The following is a 17,880-nucleotide window of genomic DNA, read 5'->3' on the forward strand; positions in this document are numbered from 1 at the left end:
TGCTGCATGGGTATGATGTTTCGCAATTCCAAGAACTTCGGTCCGTTCCGCATTAACACCTCTTCCGGTGGCGTGGGCGGATCCACCCGTGTGGGACCGATGCGGATTACGCAGCGTGCTGATGGCCGTCAGTCCGTCACGATCCGCACCCCGATCCGCGGCCTGAACTTCACTAAGACCTTCGGCAGCAAGCGCCGTTAATTACGCAGCGCCCGCTTCGTCTTCTTCGTTGCCGTTGCCGACCACGGATCCTCGGGCCACGGGTGTTTCGGATAGCGCCCGCGCATGTCCTTACGCACGCCCTGGTAGGGGCCATCCCAGAAGCTCTTCAGATCGTCGGTGACGGCCAGCTCGCGGCCCGCTGGCGATAGTAGGTGGAACAGAACTTTTTGCCCTGCGATGGTGGGGGAGTCCGCCAGGCCAAAGCATTCCTGCAGCTTGACGCGCACAATCGGTCGGCCGGTTTCGTAGTGAACCTTCGGAGCTGATCCGCTGGGTACTTCCAGCCGTTCCGGTGCGAGCTCGTCCATCTGCCCTGCCTCGGGCCACGGCAGTTGCCGCATGATCGCCTGGTAAGCGCTGATGTCGGCGATCCTTTCGCCCGCCACAACCCGTTCGGCCTCGGGCGTGTAGTCGCCTGCCGCTAGGTCCGGCCACGGTTCGCCGAGCTGCGCGCGGAGGTAGTCGACTCTTTCTTTTATTCTTGACGCCCCCTCCGTCATCTGTAGCCACCCAAGCCCCTTGGTAGCCAAGGCCGCGATGGCCTGGGTTCTCTCTTCTGCACCCAGCTGGTTTACGGAGACTGGGGTGCTGGATAGCTCGATGGCTCCGAGGTGGCGGGTGCGCCGCGCACGGAGCTTACCGTCGGCGATGCGCGCAGTGACGTCCTCCCGTACTTGCGCTAGGTCCGGTTCGTCTAGCCGGGCGGCCGCGCGGATCAGGGGAGTGCGGCCCAGCTGGACCTCCGCAACCGCCAGCCATTCGGAGCCGCCGAGCGGGCGGCGCAGCTCCGGTGCGAGGGTGGCACGGGTGCCGGAGGCCAGCAGATACTCGGCATCCTCGCCGCTACCGCCGCTACCTCTGACGCTGCCAGCGCTGCGGCTGCCGCTATCCACTAGCTTCGCAACACGGTCGGGGTATGCGGAGGCTACAACCTCGCCGGCAGTGGCCGGGCCGCGGTTGCCCACCATCCGCGCGAAGCGGCGCACCTCGGAGGCCTGAGGTTTCGCCTCGGCGAGGTCCCCCTGCAGGCCGGTCGACAGCGCGGCCACAACCTCGGCGGCACCTGAGCCGTGGGCCAGTAGTGCCGCCCCCAGGCGCGGGTCGGCGGGAATGCGCGCTAGCTTCTGACCCGTCTCGGTAATCGTGCCGTTCCCGTCCAGCGCGCCCAAAGCGTGCAGCTCCCGGTTGGCGTCGGTGAGGGTGGCGGCCGGAGGGGCGTCCAGAAGAGAAATATCGGGCGACCCCCAAGCGGCGAGGGTCAGTGCGGCGGCGACGAGGTCCGACGAGAGGACCTCCGGGGTGATGTCCGGTGCGAAGTGGGAATAGTCCGCTGCGGAGTAGGCGCGATAGACCTGGCCGGGGCCGAGGCGACCGGCACGGCCGGCACGCTGATCGGCGCTGGCTTTGGAGGTGGAGGTGGTGACCAGACCCGTCATCCCGCGGGCTTGATCACGGCGGGGAGTGCGGGAAAGACCGGCATCAACGACCGCATGTACGCCGGGGACGGTCAGCGAGGATTCGGCGATGGAGGTGGCGACAACGATGGGGGAGCGGCCGGTCAGGGCGGCATCTTGTTCGCGTGAGTTCAGGCCGCCGTGGAGTGGGGCACTATCGGGCAGGTGGGAGGTCACCCAGTCGATCTCCTTGCGGCCGGGCACGAAGACCAGCGTGCGGTGGTCAGGATGGCCGGAGTCGCGGTGGTGCGAGTGAGCCTGCAGGGCGAGGTCCGCGACGTGGCGGTAGAACGCGGGTGAGCCCTGGGCACGCTCGGGATCCGGGTGGTATGTGACCTCGAGGGGATGGGTGACCGCTGGGGTGGAGACGACCTGCGCGCCCATGTAGTCGGCGAGCTTCTGCGTGTCGACGGTAGCGGACATTGCGCAGAGGTAGAGCTCCCCGGCGGGGTCGCCTTCGCGCAGCAGGGCGACTTCCTGGCACATGGCGAGCACGAGGTCAGAATCCAGTTGGCGCTCGTGAACTTCGTCGATGAGGACCGCGCCCACGCCTTCGAGGGCGGGGTCGGCGAGGAGGCGGTTGAGGAGGACTCCTGGGGTGACGAATTCCACGAGGCTGCCGGGGTGGTGTTCTCCACGGATGCTGTAGCCGACGCGGTCGCCTACGCGGGAGCCGTCGAGGTGGGCGAGGCGCCGAGCGGCGGCGCGGACGGCTACGCGGCGAGGTGCGGTGACCAGAACTTTCGGCGGGGTGGCCGAGGTGGTCGTGGAGGCTTTTGACGGCGCCGCGACTTCGTCGGCTGTACTTGACAGAATATTGGACAGTGCGGGCGGCAGGAGGGTTGTCTTACCGGTTCCAGGGGGAGCCTCCACCACCAGCGGGCCGCGCTGTGGGATGCGCGGCAGAAGCTCGGCGGCAGGCAGGCCGTCGCCGATGATTGCTAAATCGAAAAGGGGAGGAAACATCGGGATGATTGTAGGCCATCCCGATGCTTACGCTCTGGTTCTAACGGAAGAACTTCAGCACGCAAGAAATCAGCACTCCCAGGACTCCGGCTCCGAAGAGGGAGAGCCAGAAGGTCTTCTGGGTTTCCTTTGCCTCATCCGACTTGTCGATGCCGAAGATCTTCTGGAAGAAGGAGAGGATGCCTTCCTTGGACGAGCCACTAGTCGAGGACTCCGGATCCTTCGGGTTCGGGTCAGGGTCTTCTGGCTTGCCTGGTTCCTTTGGCTCAGGGTCTGGGTTCGGTTCAGGCTCAGGGTTCGGCTCCGGCAGATCCGGATTCGGCTCTGGATTCGGTTCAGGATCTGGTTGCGGCTCCGGATTCGGCTCCGGATTCGGCTCCGGATTCGGGTCTGGATTCGGGTCTGGATCTGGGGCTGGCTGATCCGGATCGGGCTGTGGCTCCGGTTCCGGGGCGGGCGCAGCCTTGACTATGGTCTCGTTCAGCTGCGCGGGAGTGGTGGTGCATTTCGTAGGAACGTCACCGAGTGGTGTGCCCATAGTCACATCAATGATGTCGCCTGGCGCACCGATGGTGACTTTATGTCCGTCCTTGGAGCGGAGAGAGAACTCGATTGGCTTCGCAGAGACCGTAATGTCCCTGCTGCTGGTCTTCGACGCCAAGAGCACGTTGTCGACAGACAGGATGCCGTTAGACAGGGTTACACCGGCCGGGCTGCCAACCAGCTCTGCGTTGGGGGATACCTGCAGACGCGCAGTACTAGACTTCGCCGAGACGGAACTAACCGCGCTAAACGACAAGGAGGAGATCTTGGATTCGCCAATCGCCACCTTTACCGGGATAGCTGCACCAGCTTCGGCCTCACTGGGCATGTCAACCGTGACCGTGCCGGTGGTCCCAGCTGTCTTAGTACCTATTAAAGGTGCAGTGTAGGAGCAGTTTAGGTCGAGGTTACGACTCTTGGTATCTGCGGCAGCCTGCGATAGCAGAGAAGGAGCGGCTACACCGGTAGCCGAGAGTAGAAGGGAAATTGCGGCTGCACCAGCGACAACACCGCGGTTAATGCGAAGGCTCTTCATCGGGCCATCCTTAAAGTTAGAAGGAACGCCATACAGAGGTTTCTGTGGCAAAACTAAATCTAACATGAACGGCGGTCGCCGGATCCTTAATTTCGAAATCCAACCTCATTTTGGTTTCTCGCGCACCGTGCTGTAACCTGACCGGCGTAGATTGTATTGTCTCCGCTGGTGCAGTGACGGCCACTAGCTAACCGAGTTAGCGCAGGCCGGTTGTGCAGCTGGGGTGCGATGCAGGGATCTCCACGTTATTGCGTGGGGTGATACACCACGGAAGAGGCCCCGTAAGGAAGAGCCCCTTATTTTTCGTGTGTGCAGATCCTTTTGAGATCCTCAAGCTACAGATGCTCAACCCGCAGGGCGGCCACTTCCGAAGTGGCGGTACTGCGCAACTGCACCGAAAAGAACCGAAAGAAAGTTCATCTATGCCAACTATTCAGCAGCTGGTCCGCAAGGGCCGCCACAGCAAGAAGTCCGAGGTTGCCACGGCAGCCCTGAAGGGCTCCCCGCAGCGCCGTGGCGTGTGCACCCGCGTGTACACCACCACCCCGAAGAAGCCGAACTCCGCACTGCGTAAGGTTGCCCGTGTTCGCCTGACCTCCGGTATCGAGGTTTCCGCCTACATTCCGGGCGAGGGCCACAACCTGCAGGAGCACTCCATGGTGCTCGTCCGCGGTGGTCGTGTGAAGGACCTCCCGGGTGTTCGTTACAAGATCGTGCGTGGTTCCCTCGACACCCAGGGTGTCAAGGACCGCAAGCAGGCACGTTCCCGCTACGGCGCTAAGAAGGAGAAGTAAACAATGCCACGTAAGGGTCCAGCACCTTCCCGACAGCTAGTCAAGGATCCAGTTTACGGCGACGTTCTCGTCTCCCAGCTGGTGAACAAGGTTCTCCTTGACGGTAAGAAGTCCACCGCAGAGCGCATCGTCTACGGCGCACTGGAGCAGTGCCGCGAGAAGACCGGCACCGATCCGATCCTCACCCTGAAGAAGGCTCTCGACAACGTCAAGCCGGCTCTTGAGGTTCGCTCCCGCCGTGTTGGTGGCGCTACCTACCAGGTTCCGGTTGAGGTTCGCCCCGGCCGTTCCACCACTCTGGCACTGCGTTGGCTGGTGACCTTCACCCGTCAGCGTCGTGAGAACACTATGACCGAGCGTCTCGCCAACGAGATCCTGGACGCATCCAACGGCCTGGGTGCATCCGTGAAGCGTCGCGAAGACACTCACAAGATGGCAGAGGCCAACCGCGCCTTCGCCCACTACCGCTGGTAGCAGCGGCTCTATAGCCTCACCGCCCAAACTTCATATCGGGGTAGTGGGGCTATAGTTTTTATTGACCGCGTGAGGGCGTCAATAAACCCTCGACGCGACGTGACGGCACAAAGCTGGCACAATAGAACGAGTACATAATCGCCTGCGGCTTGCGGGGCTTTTTAAAGCACTTGAAGAACAACAATGTGAACAACATGGAAGTTCCGGCCAAGTCGCTCAACAACGAAATGAGCGGGGTAACCCAGTGGCACTTGAAGCGTTGACCGACCTGAACAAGGTCCGCAACATCGGCATCATGGCGCACATCGATGCTGGTAAGACCACCACCACGGAGCGCATCCTTTTCTACACCGGCATCAACCGTAAGGTCGGTGAGACCCACGATGGCGCCTCCACGATGGACTGGATGGAGCAGGAGAAGGAGCGCGGAATTACGATTACTTCCGCCGCCACCACCTGTTTCTGGGAAGGCAACCAGATCAACATCATCGACACCCCAGGTCACGTGGACTTCACCATTGAGGTGGAGCGTTCCCTCCGTGTCCTCGACGGTGCGGTTGCTGTGTTCGACGCCAAGGAAGGCGTGGAGCCGCAGTCCGAGCAGGTCTGGCGCCAGGCAACCAAGTACGACGTTCCGCGTATCTGCTTCGTCAACAAGATGGACAAGCTGGGTGCGGACTTTTACTACACCGTGCAGACCATCGTTGACCGCCTGGGCGCAAAGCCGCTGGTGATGGCTTTGCCGATCGGCGCTGAGGATGACTTCGACGGCATCGTCGACCTGCTGAACATGCGCGCCGTGACCTGGCGCGGCAAGGTCGAGATCGGTGCCGAGGCGACCTACGAGGAGATCCCGGAGGATCTGAAGGAAAAGGCTGAGGAGTACCGCGAAAAGCTCGTCGAGACCATTGCTGAGTCCGACGAAGAGCTGATGGAGCGTTACTTCGCCGGTGAGGAAATCACCGTCGACGAGCTGAAGGCACAGATCCGTAAGCTGACCATCAGCTCTGAGGTCTACCCGGTCTACTGTGGCTCCGCCTACAAGAACAAGGGCATCCAGCCGATGCTGGACGCTGTGATCGACTTCCTGCCGAACCCGATGGACGTTGGCTCCATCGTCGGCCACGATCCGAAGGAGCCGGAGGCCGAGAAGCTGCGCAAGCCGTCCAAGGACGAGCCGTTCTCCGCTCTGGCGTTCAAGGTTGCCGTTCACCCGTTCTTCGGCAAGCTGACCTACGTTCGCGTGTACTCCGGCTCTGTCGAAACTGGTGGTCAGGTCATGAACTCCACCAAGGAGAAGAAGGAGCGCATCGGTAAGCTGTTCCAGATGCACTCCAACAAGGAGCAGCCGGTGGATCGTGCATCCGCTGGTCACATCTACGCCTTCATCGGCCTGAAGGACACCACCACCGGTGACACCCTGTGTGACGCTCAGGATCCGGTCATCCTGGAGTCCATGGACTTCCCGGATCCGGTTATCGAGGTGGCCATCGAGCCAAAGACCAAGTCCGACCAGGAGAAGCTGGGTACCGCTATCCAGAAGCTGGCCGAAGAGGACCCAACCTTCACCGTGAAGCTGGACGAAGAGACCGGCCAGACGGTGTTGGGCGGCATGGGCGAGCTCCACCTGGACGTGATGGTCGACCGCATGAAGCGTGAGTTCAAGGTCGAAGCAAACATCGGTAACCCGCAGGTTGCGTACCGCGAGACCATCCGCAAGCCGGTCGAGAAGCTGGAGTACACCCACAAGAAGCAGACTGGTGGTTCCGGTCAGTTCGCGCGCGTCATCATCGCGCTCGAGCCTTACGAGCCAGAAGAGGGCTCCGAGGAGAACTACGAGTTCGTCAACGAGGTCACCGGTGGCCGCGTGCCGAAGGAGTACATCCCGTCCGTCGACGCTGGTATCCAGGACGCTATGCAGTACGGCTACCTGGCCGGCTTCCCGCTGGTGAATATCAAGGCCACCCTGCTGGATGGTGCTTACCACGAGGTCGACTCCTCCGAAATGGCCTTCAAGCTGGCTGGTTCTCAGGCTCTGAAGGAAGCAGTTGCCAAGGCAAAGCCGGTCCTGCTGGAGCCGCTGATGGCCGTTGAGGTCATCACCCCTGAGGAGTACATGGGCGACGTCATCGGCGACATCAACTCCCGCCGTGGCCAGGTTTCCTCCATGGACGACCGCGCCGGCGCCAAGCTTGTCAAGGCCAAGGTGCCGCTGTCCGAGATGTTTGGCTACATCGGCGACCTGCGTTCCCGCACCGCTGGCCGTGCAAACTTCTCCATGATCTTCGACTCTTACGGCGAGGTTCCGACCAACGTCGCATCCGAGATCATCGCGGAGCGCACTGGCGGCAACGCTTAACCCTTAAAACAAGACCCCAAGCAAGGTTTCTTTAGCTTTATGACGCCCCCTCGGGCGCCCACCACCCCGGGCGCCTGTCGCGGGAACATCACGGGCTCAAGGGCCTTGCGGGGTAGGGGTCAGCACGGCGTAGCCCTGCGTCAATAAATAACCACATAGAAAACTTGATTACCCCAATGTTCGTGGGCTTTTAGGTTTGCTCGTGGGGGCAAATTTTTCTAGATGGCAAAAGTGACGTAGGATGCGGTGTGCTGGCCGTTACCCAGTTCGCGTGTAGCGCGACTGGCCTCGAAACACAAAGTCGAGGCGAAGATGTTCGTTACACGGATAATCTGATATTCGGCAAGAAGTAAGAAAACTAGCCAGTGGGCGACCCGTAAACTGCGGGGAAGCAACTGGTTGGCAATAAAAGTTAATGTGGCTGCGAGAGTCGTAGCCACCGAGCAGTCCAGGAGGACACAAAGTGGCGAAGGCTAAGTTCGAGCGTTCCAAGCCGCACGTAAACATCGGCACCATTGGTCACGTCGACCACGGCAAGACCACCACCACTGCCGCGATCACCAAGGTTCTGGCTGACGCATTCCCCGAGGCCAACAAGTCCTTCGCTTTCGACGCCATCGATAAGGCGCCGGAGGAGAAGGAGCGTGGCATCACGATCAACATCTCCCACGTTGAGTACGAGACCGAGAAGCGCCACTACGCTCACGTTGACGCTCCGGGCCACGCTGACTACATCAAGAACATGATCACCGGTGCTGCTCAGATGGACGGCGCCATCCTGGTTGTTGCTGCAACCGATGGCCCGATGCCGCAGACCCGTGAGCACGTTCTGTTGGCTCGCCAGGTTGGCGTTCCGTACATCCTGGTTGCACTGAACAAGTGCGACATGGTTGACGATGAGGAGCTGCTGGAGCTCGTCGAGATGGAGGTCCGCGAGCTGCTGGCTGAGCAGGACTTCGACGAGGAAGCACCTGTTGTTCACATCTCCGCACTGAAGGCCCTGGAGGGCGACGAGAAGTGGGCTAAGCAGATCCTGGAGCTCATGGAGGCTTGCGACAACTCCATCCCGGATCCGGAGCGCGAGACCGACAAGCCGTTCCTGATGCCGGTTGAGGACATCTTCACCATTACCGGCCGCGGTACCGTTGTTACCGGCCGTGTTGAGCGTGGCGTCCTGAACCTGAACGACGAGGTCGAGATCCTGGGCATCCGCGAGAAGTCCACCAAGACCACCGTTACCTCCATCGAGATGTTCAACAAGCTGCTGGACACCGCAGAGGCTGGCGACAACGCCGCACTGCTGCTGCGTGGCCTGAAGCGCGAAGATGTTGAGCGTGGTCAGATCGTTGCTAAGCCGGGCGCTTACACCCCGCACACCGAGTTCGAGGGCTCCGTCTACGTTCTGTCCAAGGACGAGGGCGGCCGCCACACCCCGTTCTTCGACAACTACCGTCCGCAGTTCTACTTCCGCACCACCGACGTTACCGGTGTTGTGAAGCTGCCGGAGGGCACCGAGATGGTTATGCCGGGCGACAACGTTGACATGTCCGTCACCCTGATCCAGCCGGTTGCTATGGACGAGGGCCTGCGCTTCGCTATCCGTGAGGGTGGCCGCACCGTTGGCGCTGGTCGCGTTACCAAGATCAACAAGTAGTTTTAACTACTCACATGATCACCGCTTAGCGCTTTAGGCGCTAAACGGTTCAAGGCCCCGGGCTCCTTCAAGGAGTCCGGGGCCTTCTGCATGTCCTGGAGAGCTAGCCCCCGGACCGGTCCTGGAACTATCCCCAGGGGAAGCGATTCAAGGTAGTCCAGCTGAGCACGTTGTTCTTGCCAGACGTGGGCACGGCGATACTGAGGGCGTCCGCAATATAGCGATCCTCACTCATCTCCAACGGCGTACCCTTCGCATCGCGCGACAGGCGCCGGTGTACCAGAACAGGATCGCCAGCCTCGAGGGGCAGCCACCGCGCATCAACTTCCCCGGCCTTAGCGGCGGAGAACACGTTGTCGGCGGCGAAGAAATGAATGTTGTGGCGGGAGGCCAGCTCGTTGGTCACGGACGGGCAGGTGGGATCCATCGGCTCGACTTTGGCGCCGACCCAGGCGGGGTAGCGGGTGCGCTCCAGCATGATGGGGGAGCCGTCGATGGTGCGCACTCGCAGCACCTTCAGCACTTTCTCGCCGGCGGGCACGCGCAGCAACTCGGCATCCTTATCGGTCTGCTCGACCCATTCCTGGTGGATCACGTGACCGCCAGGGGTGCGCCCGCGCCCGTAGGCCCACTGGGCGAAACTGCGGAACTTCGAGATCTCGGGGAAGCGGGCGGGCATGCGCAGCACGACCTTTCGCGCACCCCGCTTAGAGCTGAGGGTGCCTTCGTCAACTAGCTGATTCAGCGCCTGGCGCATGGTGCCGGGAGCGACGTCGAAACGGTCGGCCAGGGTTCTTTCGCTGGGGATGGGCTCGCCTACCTGGAAGCGCCCGTTGCGGATGTCTTCGCGCAGTTCCCGGGCGATCTGTTCGTATCGGGTGGGCATCTACTTGTCTCCCTCGCGGTAACCGCGCCGGAACTCCTGCGGCAGCTTGTGCAGCAGCGTGTGGCGGAGGTTGCCGGCGAAGCGTCCGGCGTTGCGGGCGAAGTTCTCAGCCACGCCCATGGCTTGTTCGGCCACGTCCATCGCCTGCTCGGCCTTGTCCTCGGGGATGAAGCTAGGCCGGTGCTCGCGGACTTGGCGGCGCAGGCGTGCGCGCCGGTCCCAGGCTTCGTCGAGGGCGCGCAGCGCGTCGATCAACTCGGCGTCCGTCCCGCCCGCATCGGGGTGGTGTTTCCGCACCAGGGCGCGCCGTTGCCGCTGGTACTCGGGGTTGTTGCGGTAGTCGCTCATTGCTGTTCCTTCTTTAGGTGACGCCACCTCATCGCCATTCACGTGAAGTCTGAACTTACGTGGCGATTCTAGTGCTCAAAGGGCTACGGAGGTAAAAGGTAACCGGCGCGTAGGGGCGTCAAGAAAGAAAGGACAGAAGTGATTTGGTTTCGGCACGCCCGGTGTGGTTGAATACTTGACGTTGCTTTAACACGGCACATGAGGCCAGCAGCGCAGCAGCGAGGCTGAGTCAAGAAGGTGTCGATGGTGAAGTGAGCATGATCCATCGTCGGTGAAGAACCTCGCGAAAGTGATCCGCAAAGGTCACAGTGGGGCTGCTTTGCTGTGCGGTACTTAAAAAGCGGAAAGGCGACACGCCCGACCGCGGGTGCCGGAGGATGGGGCATGGTAAATGAACAGCGGCAGTAAGCGAAGGGACTCCCTTCCAACAAGGCGCGGAACACGTTTCCAAGCTTGTACTCCATATATTTCGTATATAAGGCCTCGGTAAAACGAATCCGGCCATGGAGCGAGCAAAGGGGCGGGAACCGGGTGTTGTTACATCACTTGATTAACCAAGTGCGTATGGCGTGTGTTCATTAAAACCAAATGACCCGCTATCCGTCGATGGCACAAACAAGTAAATGTAAGACACAAGCGACACTGGCGACTGGACCAGGCCCCAAGGCCGGACAGCGTTAAGACTAAGACAGATAAGAAGCGTGACTACCAGCTGTTTTAAATAGCAGGGAAGCGCTTTGAAGGAAGAGGACAAGCGTGGCGGGACAGAAGATCCGCATTAGGCTCAAGGCCTACGATCACGAGGCTATCGACGCTTCTGCCAAGAAGATCGTCGAGACGGTTACCCGTACCGGCGCTCGTGTTGTCGGCCCAGTGCCACTGCCAACTGAAAAGAACGTGTACTGCGTCATCCGCTCTCCGCACAAGTACAAGGACTCGCGCGAGCACTTTGAGATGCGTACGCACAAGCGTCTGATCGACATTCTCGACCCAACCCCGAAGACCGTTGACGCCCTCATGCGCATCGATCTTCCGGCCAGCGTCGACGTCAACATTCAGTAAGCGGCAAACGAGTCTGAACTACTGAAACGGCAGCGGAAGAGAAACTATGAGTGATATTGAGATCAAGGGCATCCTGGGCAAGAAGCTCGGCATGACTCAGATCTTCGACGAGGAAAACCGTGTTGTACCGGTCACCGTCGTCGAGGCTGGGCCCTGTGTCGTAACCCAGGTGCGTTCCAAGGAAACCGACGGCTACGAGGCCGTACAGATCGCCTTCGGCGAGATCGACCCGCGCAAGGTAAACAAGCCTGCAGCAGGTCACTTCAAGAAGGCTGGCGTGACTCCGCGCCGCCACGTTGCTGAGATCCGCGTTGCAGACGCATCCAGCTACGAGGTTGGCCAGGACGTCACCGTCGACATCTTCAACGATGTCAAGTTCGTCGACGTGACGGGCACCACCAAGGGCAAGGGCTACGCCGGCGGCATGAAGCGCCACGGCTTCGCCGGCCAGGGTGCTGCTCACGGTAACCAGGCCGCTCACCGCCGCGTGGGCTCCATCGGACAGGCAGCCACCCCCGGCCGCGTGTTCAAGGGCAAGCGCATGGCAGGCCGCATGGGTAACGACCGCGTTACCCAGCAGAACCTGAAGCTGGCCAAGGTCGACGCAGAGTCCAACCTGCTCCTGATCAAGGGTGCAGTTCCGGGTGTCAACGGCGGCCTCGTCGTTGTCAAGACCGCAGTGAAGGGCGGTGCACACGCATGAGCAATCTAAAGCTTGATGTCCACACCGCTGACGGTAAGACCAACGGCACGGTCGAGCTGCCCGCATCCATCTTCGATGCAGAGGCCAGCGTCGCACTGATGCACCAGGTCGTTACCGCTCAGCTCGCAGCAAAGCGTCAGGGTACCCACGCTACGAAGACTCGTGGCATGGTGTCCGGCGGTGGCCGTAAGCCGTTCCGCCAGAAGGGCACCGGTCGCGCACGTCAGGGCTCCATCCGCGCTCCCCACTTCACCGGTGGTGGCACGGTTCACGGCCCGCAGCCGCGTGACTACTCCCAGCGCACTCCGAAGAAGATGAAGGCCGCCGCTCTGCGTGGCGCCCTGACCGATCGCGTGCGTCACGACCGCATCCACGTGGTCGAGGAGCTGGTCCCGGGCCAGACCCCGTCCACCAAGGCTGCACGCGCTTTCATCGAGCGTCTGACGGACCGCAAGTCCGTGCTGGTCGTCCTGACCCGCGAAGACGTCACCGCATGGAAGTCCGTGAACAACCTGCCGCAGGTGCACACCCTGGTCAACGACCAGCTGAACACCTACGACGTTCTGAACGCGGACGACGTTGTGTTCTCCGTGGAGGCACTGAACGCTTTCATCAACGCCGCTGATAAGACCAAGGAGGAGGCAAAGTGAGCACTGTAGCTGATCCTCGCGATATCATCATCGCCCCGGTCGTATCTGAGAAGTCCTACGGCCTGATGGAGCAGAACGTCTACACGTTCCTGGTTCACCCCAGCTCTAACAAGACCCAAATCAAGATTGCCGTCGAGCAGATCTTTGGTGTGAAGGTCGCCAGCGTTAACACCGTTAACCGTGAGGGCAAGCGTAAGCGCACCCGCACCGGCTACGGCCAGCGCAAGGCAACCAAGCGCGCCATGGTGACCCTGGTCGCCGGCAGCGATCCGATCGACATCTTCGGTGGAGCGACCGCCTAAGGCGGCCGGACACCGAAAGGTAAAGAGGAAGCAAAAGTATGGCTATTCGTAAGTACAAGCCGACTACGCCGGGTCGCCGCCAGAGTTCTGTCTCCGAGTTCGCGGAAATTACCCGTTCGACTCCCGAGAAGTCTCTGCTGCGCCCGCTGTCGAAGACCGGTGGCCGTAACGTTCACGGCCACATCACGACCCGTCACAAGGGTGGTGGCCACAAGCGCCGCTACCGCGTTATCGACTTCCGTCGTAACGACAAGGACGGCGTGATCGCCAAGGTCGCTCACATCGAGTACGACCCGAACCGCACCGCTAACATTGCGCTGCTGCACTACCGCGATGGCGAGAAGCGTTACATCATCGCCCCCCGCGGCCTGAAGCAGGGCACGCTGCTGGAGTCCGGCCCGAACGCCGACATCAAGGTTGGCAACAACCTGCCGCTGCGCAACATCCCGACCGGTACCACCATCCACGCTGTGGAGCTGAAGCCGGGCGGCGGCGCCAAGATGGCTCGTTCCGCTGGGGCCTCCATCCAGCTGCTGGGTAAGGAAGGCAAGTACGCAGTTCTGCGTATGCCGTCTTCCGAGATCCGTCGCGTAGACATTCGCTGCCGCGCCACCATCGGCGAGGTCGGCAACCAGGAGCAGATCAACATCCGCTGGGGCAAGGCCGGCCGTATGCGCTGGAAGGGCGTACGCCCGACCGTCCGCGGTGTTGTTATGAACCCGGTTGACCACCCGCACGGTGGTGGTGAGGGTAAGACCTCCGGTGGTCGTCACCCTGTGTCTCCTTGGGGTCAGCCTGAGGGACGCACCCGCAAGCCGAACCGTCCCAGCGACCGGATGATCGTTCGCCGTCGTCGCTCCAACAAGAACAAGAAGCGCTAAGAGGAGGTAGTAGAGAATGCCACGCAGCCTGAAGAAGGGCCCATTCGTCGACGAACACCTCCTTGCGAAGGTGGACGTTCTGAACGAAAAGGGCAACAAGAACGTCATCAAGACGTGGTCCCGTCGCTCGACCATTCTCCCCGATTTCATCGGGCACACTTTCGCCGTCCACGACGGTCGTAAGCACGTGCCGGTGTTCATCGATGATTCCATGGTCGGTCACAAGCTAGGTGAGTTCGCTCCTACGAAGACCTTCAAGGGTCACGTCAAGGACGACAAGAAGGGTCGTCGATAATCATGTCTGACACCGTAACCACCGCACGCGCAACCGCGCGTTTCGTCCGCGTCACTCCGATGAAGGCACGCCGCGTGATCGACACGATCCGTGGCAAGTCCGTCGAGGACGCACTGGCGATCCTGAAGTACGCTCCGCAGGCCGCTTCCGAGCCGGTCGCGAAGGTCGTTGCTTCGGCCGCCGCCAACGCCGAGAACAACTTCGGCTTGGACCCGCAGACGCTGGTCGTCTCTGAGGCTTACGCCGACGAGGGCCCGACCATGCGCCGTTTCCGCCCCCGCGCCCAGGGTCGTGCATTCCACGTCCGCAAGCGCACCAGCCACATCACTGTGGTCGTCGAGAGCCAGAAGGGAAGTGCTCAGTAGTGGGCCAGAAAATCCACCCCCACGGCCTCCGGCTGGGTATCACTTCCGAGTGGCGCTCCCGCTGGTACGCCGACAAGCAGTACGCTGACTACCTCGCCGAGGACATCAAGATCCGCGACTTCCTGTCCGAGGGTCTTGACCGCGCCGGCATCGCCAACGTTGTCATCGAGCGCACCCACGACCGGGTCCGCGTTGACATCCACACTGCCCGCCCGGGCATTGTGATTGGCCGTCGCGGCTCCGAGGCTGACCGCATCCGCGGCCAGCTGGAGAAGCTCACCGGCAAGCAGGTTCAGCTGAACATCCTCGAAGTCAAGAACATCGATGCCAACGCACAGCTGGTGGCACAGTCCATCGCTGAGCAGCTGACCAACCGCGTTGCCTTCCGTCGCGCTATGCGCAAGGCAATCCAGGGCGCTATGCGCCAGCCGCAGGTCAAGGGCATCAAGGTTGTTTGCTCCGGTCGCCTGGGCGGCGCGGAGATGGGCCGCACCGAGCGCTACCACGAGGGTCGCGTTCCGCTGCACACCCTCCGCGCTGAGATCGACTACGGCACCTACGAGGCCCACACCACCTTCGGACGCATCGGCGTCAAGGTGTGGATCTACAAGGGTGACGTCGTCGGCGGCCGTCGCGAGAGCCTGATGAATGCACGCGACGAGCGCCCGTCCCGCGGTCGTCGTGAGCGTCCACGTCGCGGTGGCGCACGTCGCCAGCGCGCTGAGCAGAAGCAGGAGGGCTAAGACACATGCTTATCCCGAAGCGCGTTAAGTACCGTCGCCAGCACCGCCCGACCCGTCGTGGCGTGTCCAAGGGCGGCAACCGCGTAACGTTCGGTGACTACGGCCTGCAGGCCCTGGAGCCGACCTACATCACCAACCGTCAGATCGAGTCCGCTCGTATCGCCATTAACCGCCACATGAAGCGTGGTGGCAAGGTGTGGATCAACATCTTCCCGGACCGTCCGCTGACCCAGAAGCCGCTCGGCGTGCGTATGGGTTCCGGTAAGGGCCCCGTGGAGAAGTGGGTTGCCAACATCAAGCCGGGTCGTATCCTCTTCGAGGCCTCTTACCCGAACGAAGAGGTCGCCCTGGAGGCACTGCGCCGTGCTGGTAACAAGCTGCCCTGCAAGGTTCGCATCGTGAAGAAGGAGGATCAGTTCTAATGGCTACCGGAACTCCGGCACATGAGCTCCGCGAGCTCAACAACGAAGAGCTGACCACCCGCCTGCGTGAGGCGAAGGAAGAGCTGTTCAACCTTCGCTTCCAGGCTGCGACCGGCCAGCTGACCAACAACCGTCGTCTGGGTGTTGTCAAGCGCGACATCGCCCGCATCTACACCGTCCTGCGCGAGCGCGAGCTCGGGCTGTCTACCAACCCAGGTGGTGACGCAGCATGAGTGAGGCAACCGTGAATGACAACGCAGCTGTGGAGAACGAAAAGGGCGCCCGCAAGGTCCGCTCCGGATACGTTGTTTCCACCAAGATGAACAAGACCATTGTGGTCGAGCTTGAGGACCGCAAGCAGCACGCACTGTACGGCAAGATCATGCGCCGTAACTCCCGCGTGAAGGTCCACGATGAGAACGAGACCGCCGGCGTAGGCGACCGCGTTCGCATCGAGGAGACCCGCCCGCTGTCCAAGGACAAGCACTTCCGCCTGACCGAGATCATCGAGAAGGCTCGCTAGTCCCAGCAGCTCTGGCTGCTTAGATGGCAGTAGCGCCAGGCCCCCTGCCGCACATTGTTGCGGTAGGGGGCCTATTTTTTCTTATTGACGCCCACGCTTCCCGCTTGGCTGCAGCGCCAGCGGAATGTGAGATTGTGCGAGCGCAGTGCTGGGGGGATTGCGTCACGGGAGGCGCCGGCGCCCTATTTGGCGGCGTGAGGATGTGCAGATGTCGCTAGACCGGGAATGCGTGGCCGACGGCGCCGTATTTGGGGCGCTAGCAGGGGTGAATGTCGCTAGAACGGGAATGCGTTAAAGACACTGATTTGCAGCTCCGCAAAACTGCAGGTCAGGGAATTGTCGCAAAATTCGGAGGCGCGCCCGTGCTGACGGATTCCCGTTCTAGCGACATTTAGCCCTGCGAAGTGCAACTTTTCCGACACTTGGCGCCACGAGTTGCAATAGCGCGAGCATCTCGGCACTGAGAGCCAGCGTGGCGACAATGACCAGGGTGGCCAGCGTGGCGACAGTGGCCAGGGGGGGGTGACGGTGGCCAGGGCGGCGATGGAGCCGGTAGCGGCCGAGCAGGAAGCGGGCTAACTTAGGGTAGCTTGTTGTGTGGTTAGCCTTACCTGTGTAATATAGGTGCGACTGCTGTGTTGGCCGTAGCCGAAAGAGGCCATCAGTCTTTTGGGGCTACGGGTACTTTACAGCGCCTCAAAGAGTTCCTTACACGTTAGGCTTTCACATGTTTCGAAACAATTCGCTGACCCGTCGAGCGGCGCTGAAGACCGCCGCTGTCTTGGCAGCATCCACTCTTGTTCTGTCTGGTTGCTCCCGAGGCGACGACGCGGCGGCGTCAAAAGATGAGGGCACCGGGGACGAGCGCATCGCCGCAGTTGGCCTGGGAGACAGCGATACCTTGCTCGCTCTAGGTATCCAACCAGTCCTCGTAGCGCCCTGGGGTGCTGAGGGAGATGTTGATGCGTCTGGCGTCGGCCCATGGGCTACCGAAAAGCTCGGCGACAACAAGCCTGAAGTGGTTTACGGTACTGCCAACGGATTCACTGCTGAAATCCTGGAGAAGATCTCCGCCGCTGATCCGGACAAGATCATTGCGGTGAACTCTGCCGTAGACGCGCAGGCGAAGAAGGCGCTTAATGACATCGCCCCAACCACCGTTAAGCCAGACGGTGCCACGGACTGGCAGATCCCATGGCGGGATCAGGTCAACCAGATCGCCGGCGCTGTAGACAAGCAAGAAGAAGGCGACAAACTCGTCGAAGAAACGCAGAAGGCCTTCGAAGATTTCCAACAGCAGCACCCTGAGCTCAAGGGCAAGCGTGCGGCTATCGTCATGCCTTATCAGGGAAAGATCGGCCTGTACACCTCCGGTGACGGGCGTGGGCAGTTTATCAAGAGTCTGGGCTTCGAGATCCCGAAGGAGCTCGAAGGTAACGGTGGCGAGTTCTACCGCGACATCGCACCTGAGAACTACAGCGACCTCAACAACGTCGATTACCTCTTCGTCCTTGATTATCAGGGTGCCGCCGATACCTTGAAGAAGGATCCAACATTCAGCAAGCTGGACGTTGTTCGCGAAGGCAAGGTCCGCTGGATGGACGAAAACGTGGGCAACGCGATGAGTATGCCGAACCCATTGACCATCCCCTGGGCGGTCGAGCAATTCTCTGACGCAATTTAATTGAAAGTGTCCGTT

The 17,880-nt window shown here is 61.3% G+C and carries 21 protein-coding genes; 17 read left to right on the forward strand and 4 right to left on the reverse strand.

All coding sequences use genetic code 11. The features are described 5' to 3' along the window. Nucleotides 1-6 precede the first annotated feature (6 nt). Nucleotides 7-201 (forward strand): DUF4236 domain-containing protein, encoded by a 195-nt coding sequence (locus L8V00_RS00945; RefSeq protein WP_034986220.1) that lies wholly within the window; start codon nucleotides 7-9, stop codon nucleotides 199-201. On the opposite strand, the gene L8V00_RS00950 is transcribed toward L8V00_RS00945, so the two are convergent. Continuing rightward, nucleotides 198-2,642: an ATP-dependent RNA helicase gene (locus L8V00_RS00950; RefSeq protein WP_269943970.1), complete on the reverse strand. Its 2,445-nt coding sequence runs from the start codon at nucleotides 2,640-2,642 to the stop codon at nucleotides 198-200. The two genes, L8V00_RS00945 and L8V00_RS00950, sit on opposite strands and share 4 nt — an antisense overlap. Nucleotides 2,643-2,682: 40 nt before the next feature. Beyond that, on the reverse strand, nucleotides 2,683-3,720 hold the full coding sequence (locus L8V00_RS00955; RefSeq protein WP_269943971.1) for a hypothetical protein: 1,038 nt from the start codon (nucleotides 3,718-3,720) through the stop codon (nucleotides 2,683-2,685). Between the two features lie 422 nt (nucleotides 3,721-4,142). Between L8V00_RS00955 and rpsL the strand changes: the two genes are divergently transcribed. From rpsL to tuf, 4 genes are all read left to right on the forward strand, one after another. Next, a complete protein-coding gene (rpsL, locus tag L8V00_RS00960) occupies nucleotides 4,143-4,514 on the forward strand; it encodes a 30S ribosomal protein S12 (RefSeq protein ID WP_034986217.1) in 372 nt (123 codons plus the stop codon). Between the two features lie 3 nt (nucleotides 4,515-4,517). Next, nucleotides 4,518-4,988: a 30S ribosomal protein S7 gene (gene rpsG, locus L8V00_RS00965; RefSeq protein ID WP_005291999.1), complete on the forward strand. Its 471-nt coding sequence runs from the start codon at nucleotides 4,518-4,520 to the stop codon at nucleotides 4,986-4,988. 244 nt (nucleotides 4,989-5,232) lie between these two features. Continuing rightward, on the forward strand, nucleotides 5,233-7,347 hold the full coding sequence (gene fusA, locus L8V00_RS00970) for an elongation factor G (RefSeq protein ID WP_269943972.1): 2,115 nt from the start codon (nucleotides 5,233-5,235) through the stop codon (nucleotides 7,345-7,347). Between the two features lie 463 nt (nucleotides 7,348-7,810). Further along, entirely contained in the window at nucleotides 7,811-9,001 is a 1,191-nt protein-coding gene (gene tuf, locus L8V00_RS00975; protein WP_035003019.1) for an elongation factor Tu, read from the forward strand. 127 nt (nucleotides 9,002-9,128) lie between these two features. Here the strand turns inward: tuf and L8V00_RS00980 are convergent, their stop codons facing one another. Next, nucleotides 9,129-9,887 carry a GntR family transcriptional regulator gene (locus tag L8V00_RS00980; RefSeq protein ID WP_070488748.1) on the reverse strand — a complete coding sequence of 253 codons (759 nt, stop codon included), beginning with the start codon at nucleotides 9,885-9,887 and terminating at the stop codon, nucleotides 9,129-9,131. Further along, complete coding sequence (locus L8V00_RS00985) at nucleotides 9,888-10,277, reverse strand: hypothetical protein (RefSeq protein ID WP_269943973.1); 390 nt, start codon at nucleotides 10,275-10,277, stop codon at nucleotides 9,888-9,890. A 714-nt stretch (nucleotides 10,278-10,991) separates the two neighbouring features. On the opposite strand from L8V00_RS00985, the gene rpsJ reads away from it, so the two are divergent. From rpsJ to L8V00_RS01045, 12 genes are all read left to right on the forward strand, one after another. Beyond that, complete coding sequence (gene rpsJ, locus L8V00_RS00990) at nucleotides 10,992-11,297, forward strand: 30S ribosomal protein S10 (protein WP_010120790.1); 306 nt, start codon at nucleotides 10,992-10,994, stop codon at nucleotides 11,295-11,297. A gap of 46 nt (nucleotides 11,298-11,343) precedes the next feature. After that, nucleotides 11,344-12,000 (forward strand): 50S ribosomal protein L3, encoded by a 657-nt coding sequence (gene rplC / locus L8V00_RS00995; RefSeq protein ID WP_011274167.1) that lies wholly within the window; start codon nucleotides 11,344-11,346, stop codon nucleotides 11,998-12,000. Next, complete coding sequence (gene rplD / locus L8V00_RS01000; protein ID WP_011274166.1) at nucleotides 11,997-12,650, forward strand: 50S ribosomal protein L4; 654 nt, start codon at nucleotides 11,997-11,999, stop codon at nucleotides 12,648-12,650. The genes rplC and rplD overlap by 4 nt, the downstream gene beginning before the upstream one ends. After that, complete coding sequence (gene rplW, locus L8V00_RS01005) at nucleotides 12,647-12,952, forward strand: 50S ribosomal protein L23 (RefSeq protein WP_011274165.1); 306 nt, start codon at nucleotides 12,647-12,649, stop codon at nucleotides 12,950-12,952. The genes rplD and rplW overlap by 4 nt, the downstream gene beginning before the upstream one ends. Before the next feature lie 38 nt (nucleotides 12,953-12,990). Further along, a complete protein-coding gene (gene rplB, locus L8V00_RS01010) occupies nucleotides 12,991-13,833 on the forward strand; it encodes a 50S ribosomal protein L2 (protein WP_034986205.1) in 843 nt (280 codons plus the stop codon). 16 nt (nucleotides 13,834-13,849) lie between these two features. Further along, entirely contained in the window at nucleotides 13,850-14,128 is a 279-nt protein-coding gene (gene rpsS, locus L8V00_RS01015; RefSeq protein ID WP_269943974.1) for a 30S ribosomal protein S19, read from the forward strand. 2 nt (nucleotides 14,129-14,130) lie between these two features. Further along, entirely contained in the window at nucleotides 14,131-14,493 is a 363-nt protein-coding gene (gene rplV / locus L8V00_RS01020; protein ID WP_005291960.1) for a 50S ribosomal protein L22, read from the forward strand. Continuing rightward, nucleotides 14,493-15,236: a 30S ribosomal protein S3 gene (rpsC, locus tag L8V00_RS01025; protein ID WP_005291959.1), complete on the forward strand. Its 744-nt coding sequence runs from the start codon at nucleotides 14,493-14,495 to the stop codon at nucleotides 15,234-15,236. Before rplV ends, rpsC begins: the two co-directional genes overlap by 1 nt. 5 nt (nucleotides 15,237-15,241) lie before the next feature. Beyond that, the gene (gene rplP, locus L8V00_RS01030; RefSeq protein WP_005291957.1) at nucleotides 15,242-15,658 is read left to right on the forward strand and encodes a 50S ribosomal protein L16; all 417 of its coding nucleotides are present in this window, start codon (nucleotides 15,242-15,244) and stop codon (nucleotides 15,656-15,658) included. Beyond that, nucleotides 15,658-15,891: a 50S ribosomal protein L29 gene (gene rpmC / locus L8V00_RS01035; RefSeq protein ID WP_005291954.1), complete on the forward strand. Its 234-nt coding sequence runs from the start codon at nucleotides 15,658-15,660 to the stop codon at nucleotides 15,889-15,891. Before rplP ends, rpmC begins: the two co-directional genes overlap by 1 nt. After that, entirely contained in the window at nucleotides 15,888-16,181 is a 294-nt protein-coding gene (rpsQ, locus tag L8V00_RS01040; protein ID WP_005291953.1) for a 30S ribosomal protein S17, read from the forward strand. Before rpmC ends, rpsQ begins: the two co-directional genes overlap by 4 nt. Before the next feature lie 727 nt (nucleotides 16,182-16,908). Next, the gene (locus L8V00_RS01045; protein ID WP_269943975.1) at nucleotides 16,909-17,865 is read left to right on the forward strand and encodes an iron-siderophore ABC transporter substrate-binding protein; all 957 of its coding nucleotides are present in this window, start codon (nucleotides 16,909-16,911) and stop codon (nucleotides 17,863-17,865) included. Nucleotides 17,866-17,880 lie beyond the last annotated feature (15 nt).

The sequence above is a fragment of the Corynebacterium evansiae genome (genome assembly GCF_027570065.1).
Lineage (GTDB): Bacteria > Actinomycetota > Actinomycetes > Mycobacteriales > Mycobacteriaceae > Corynebacterium > Corynebacterium evansiae.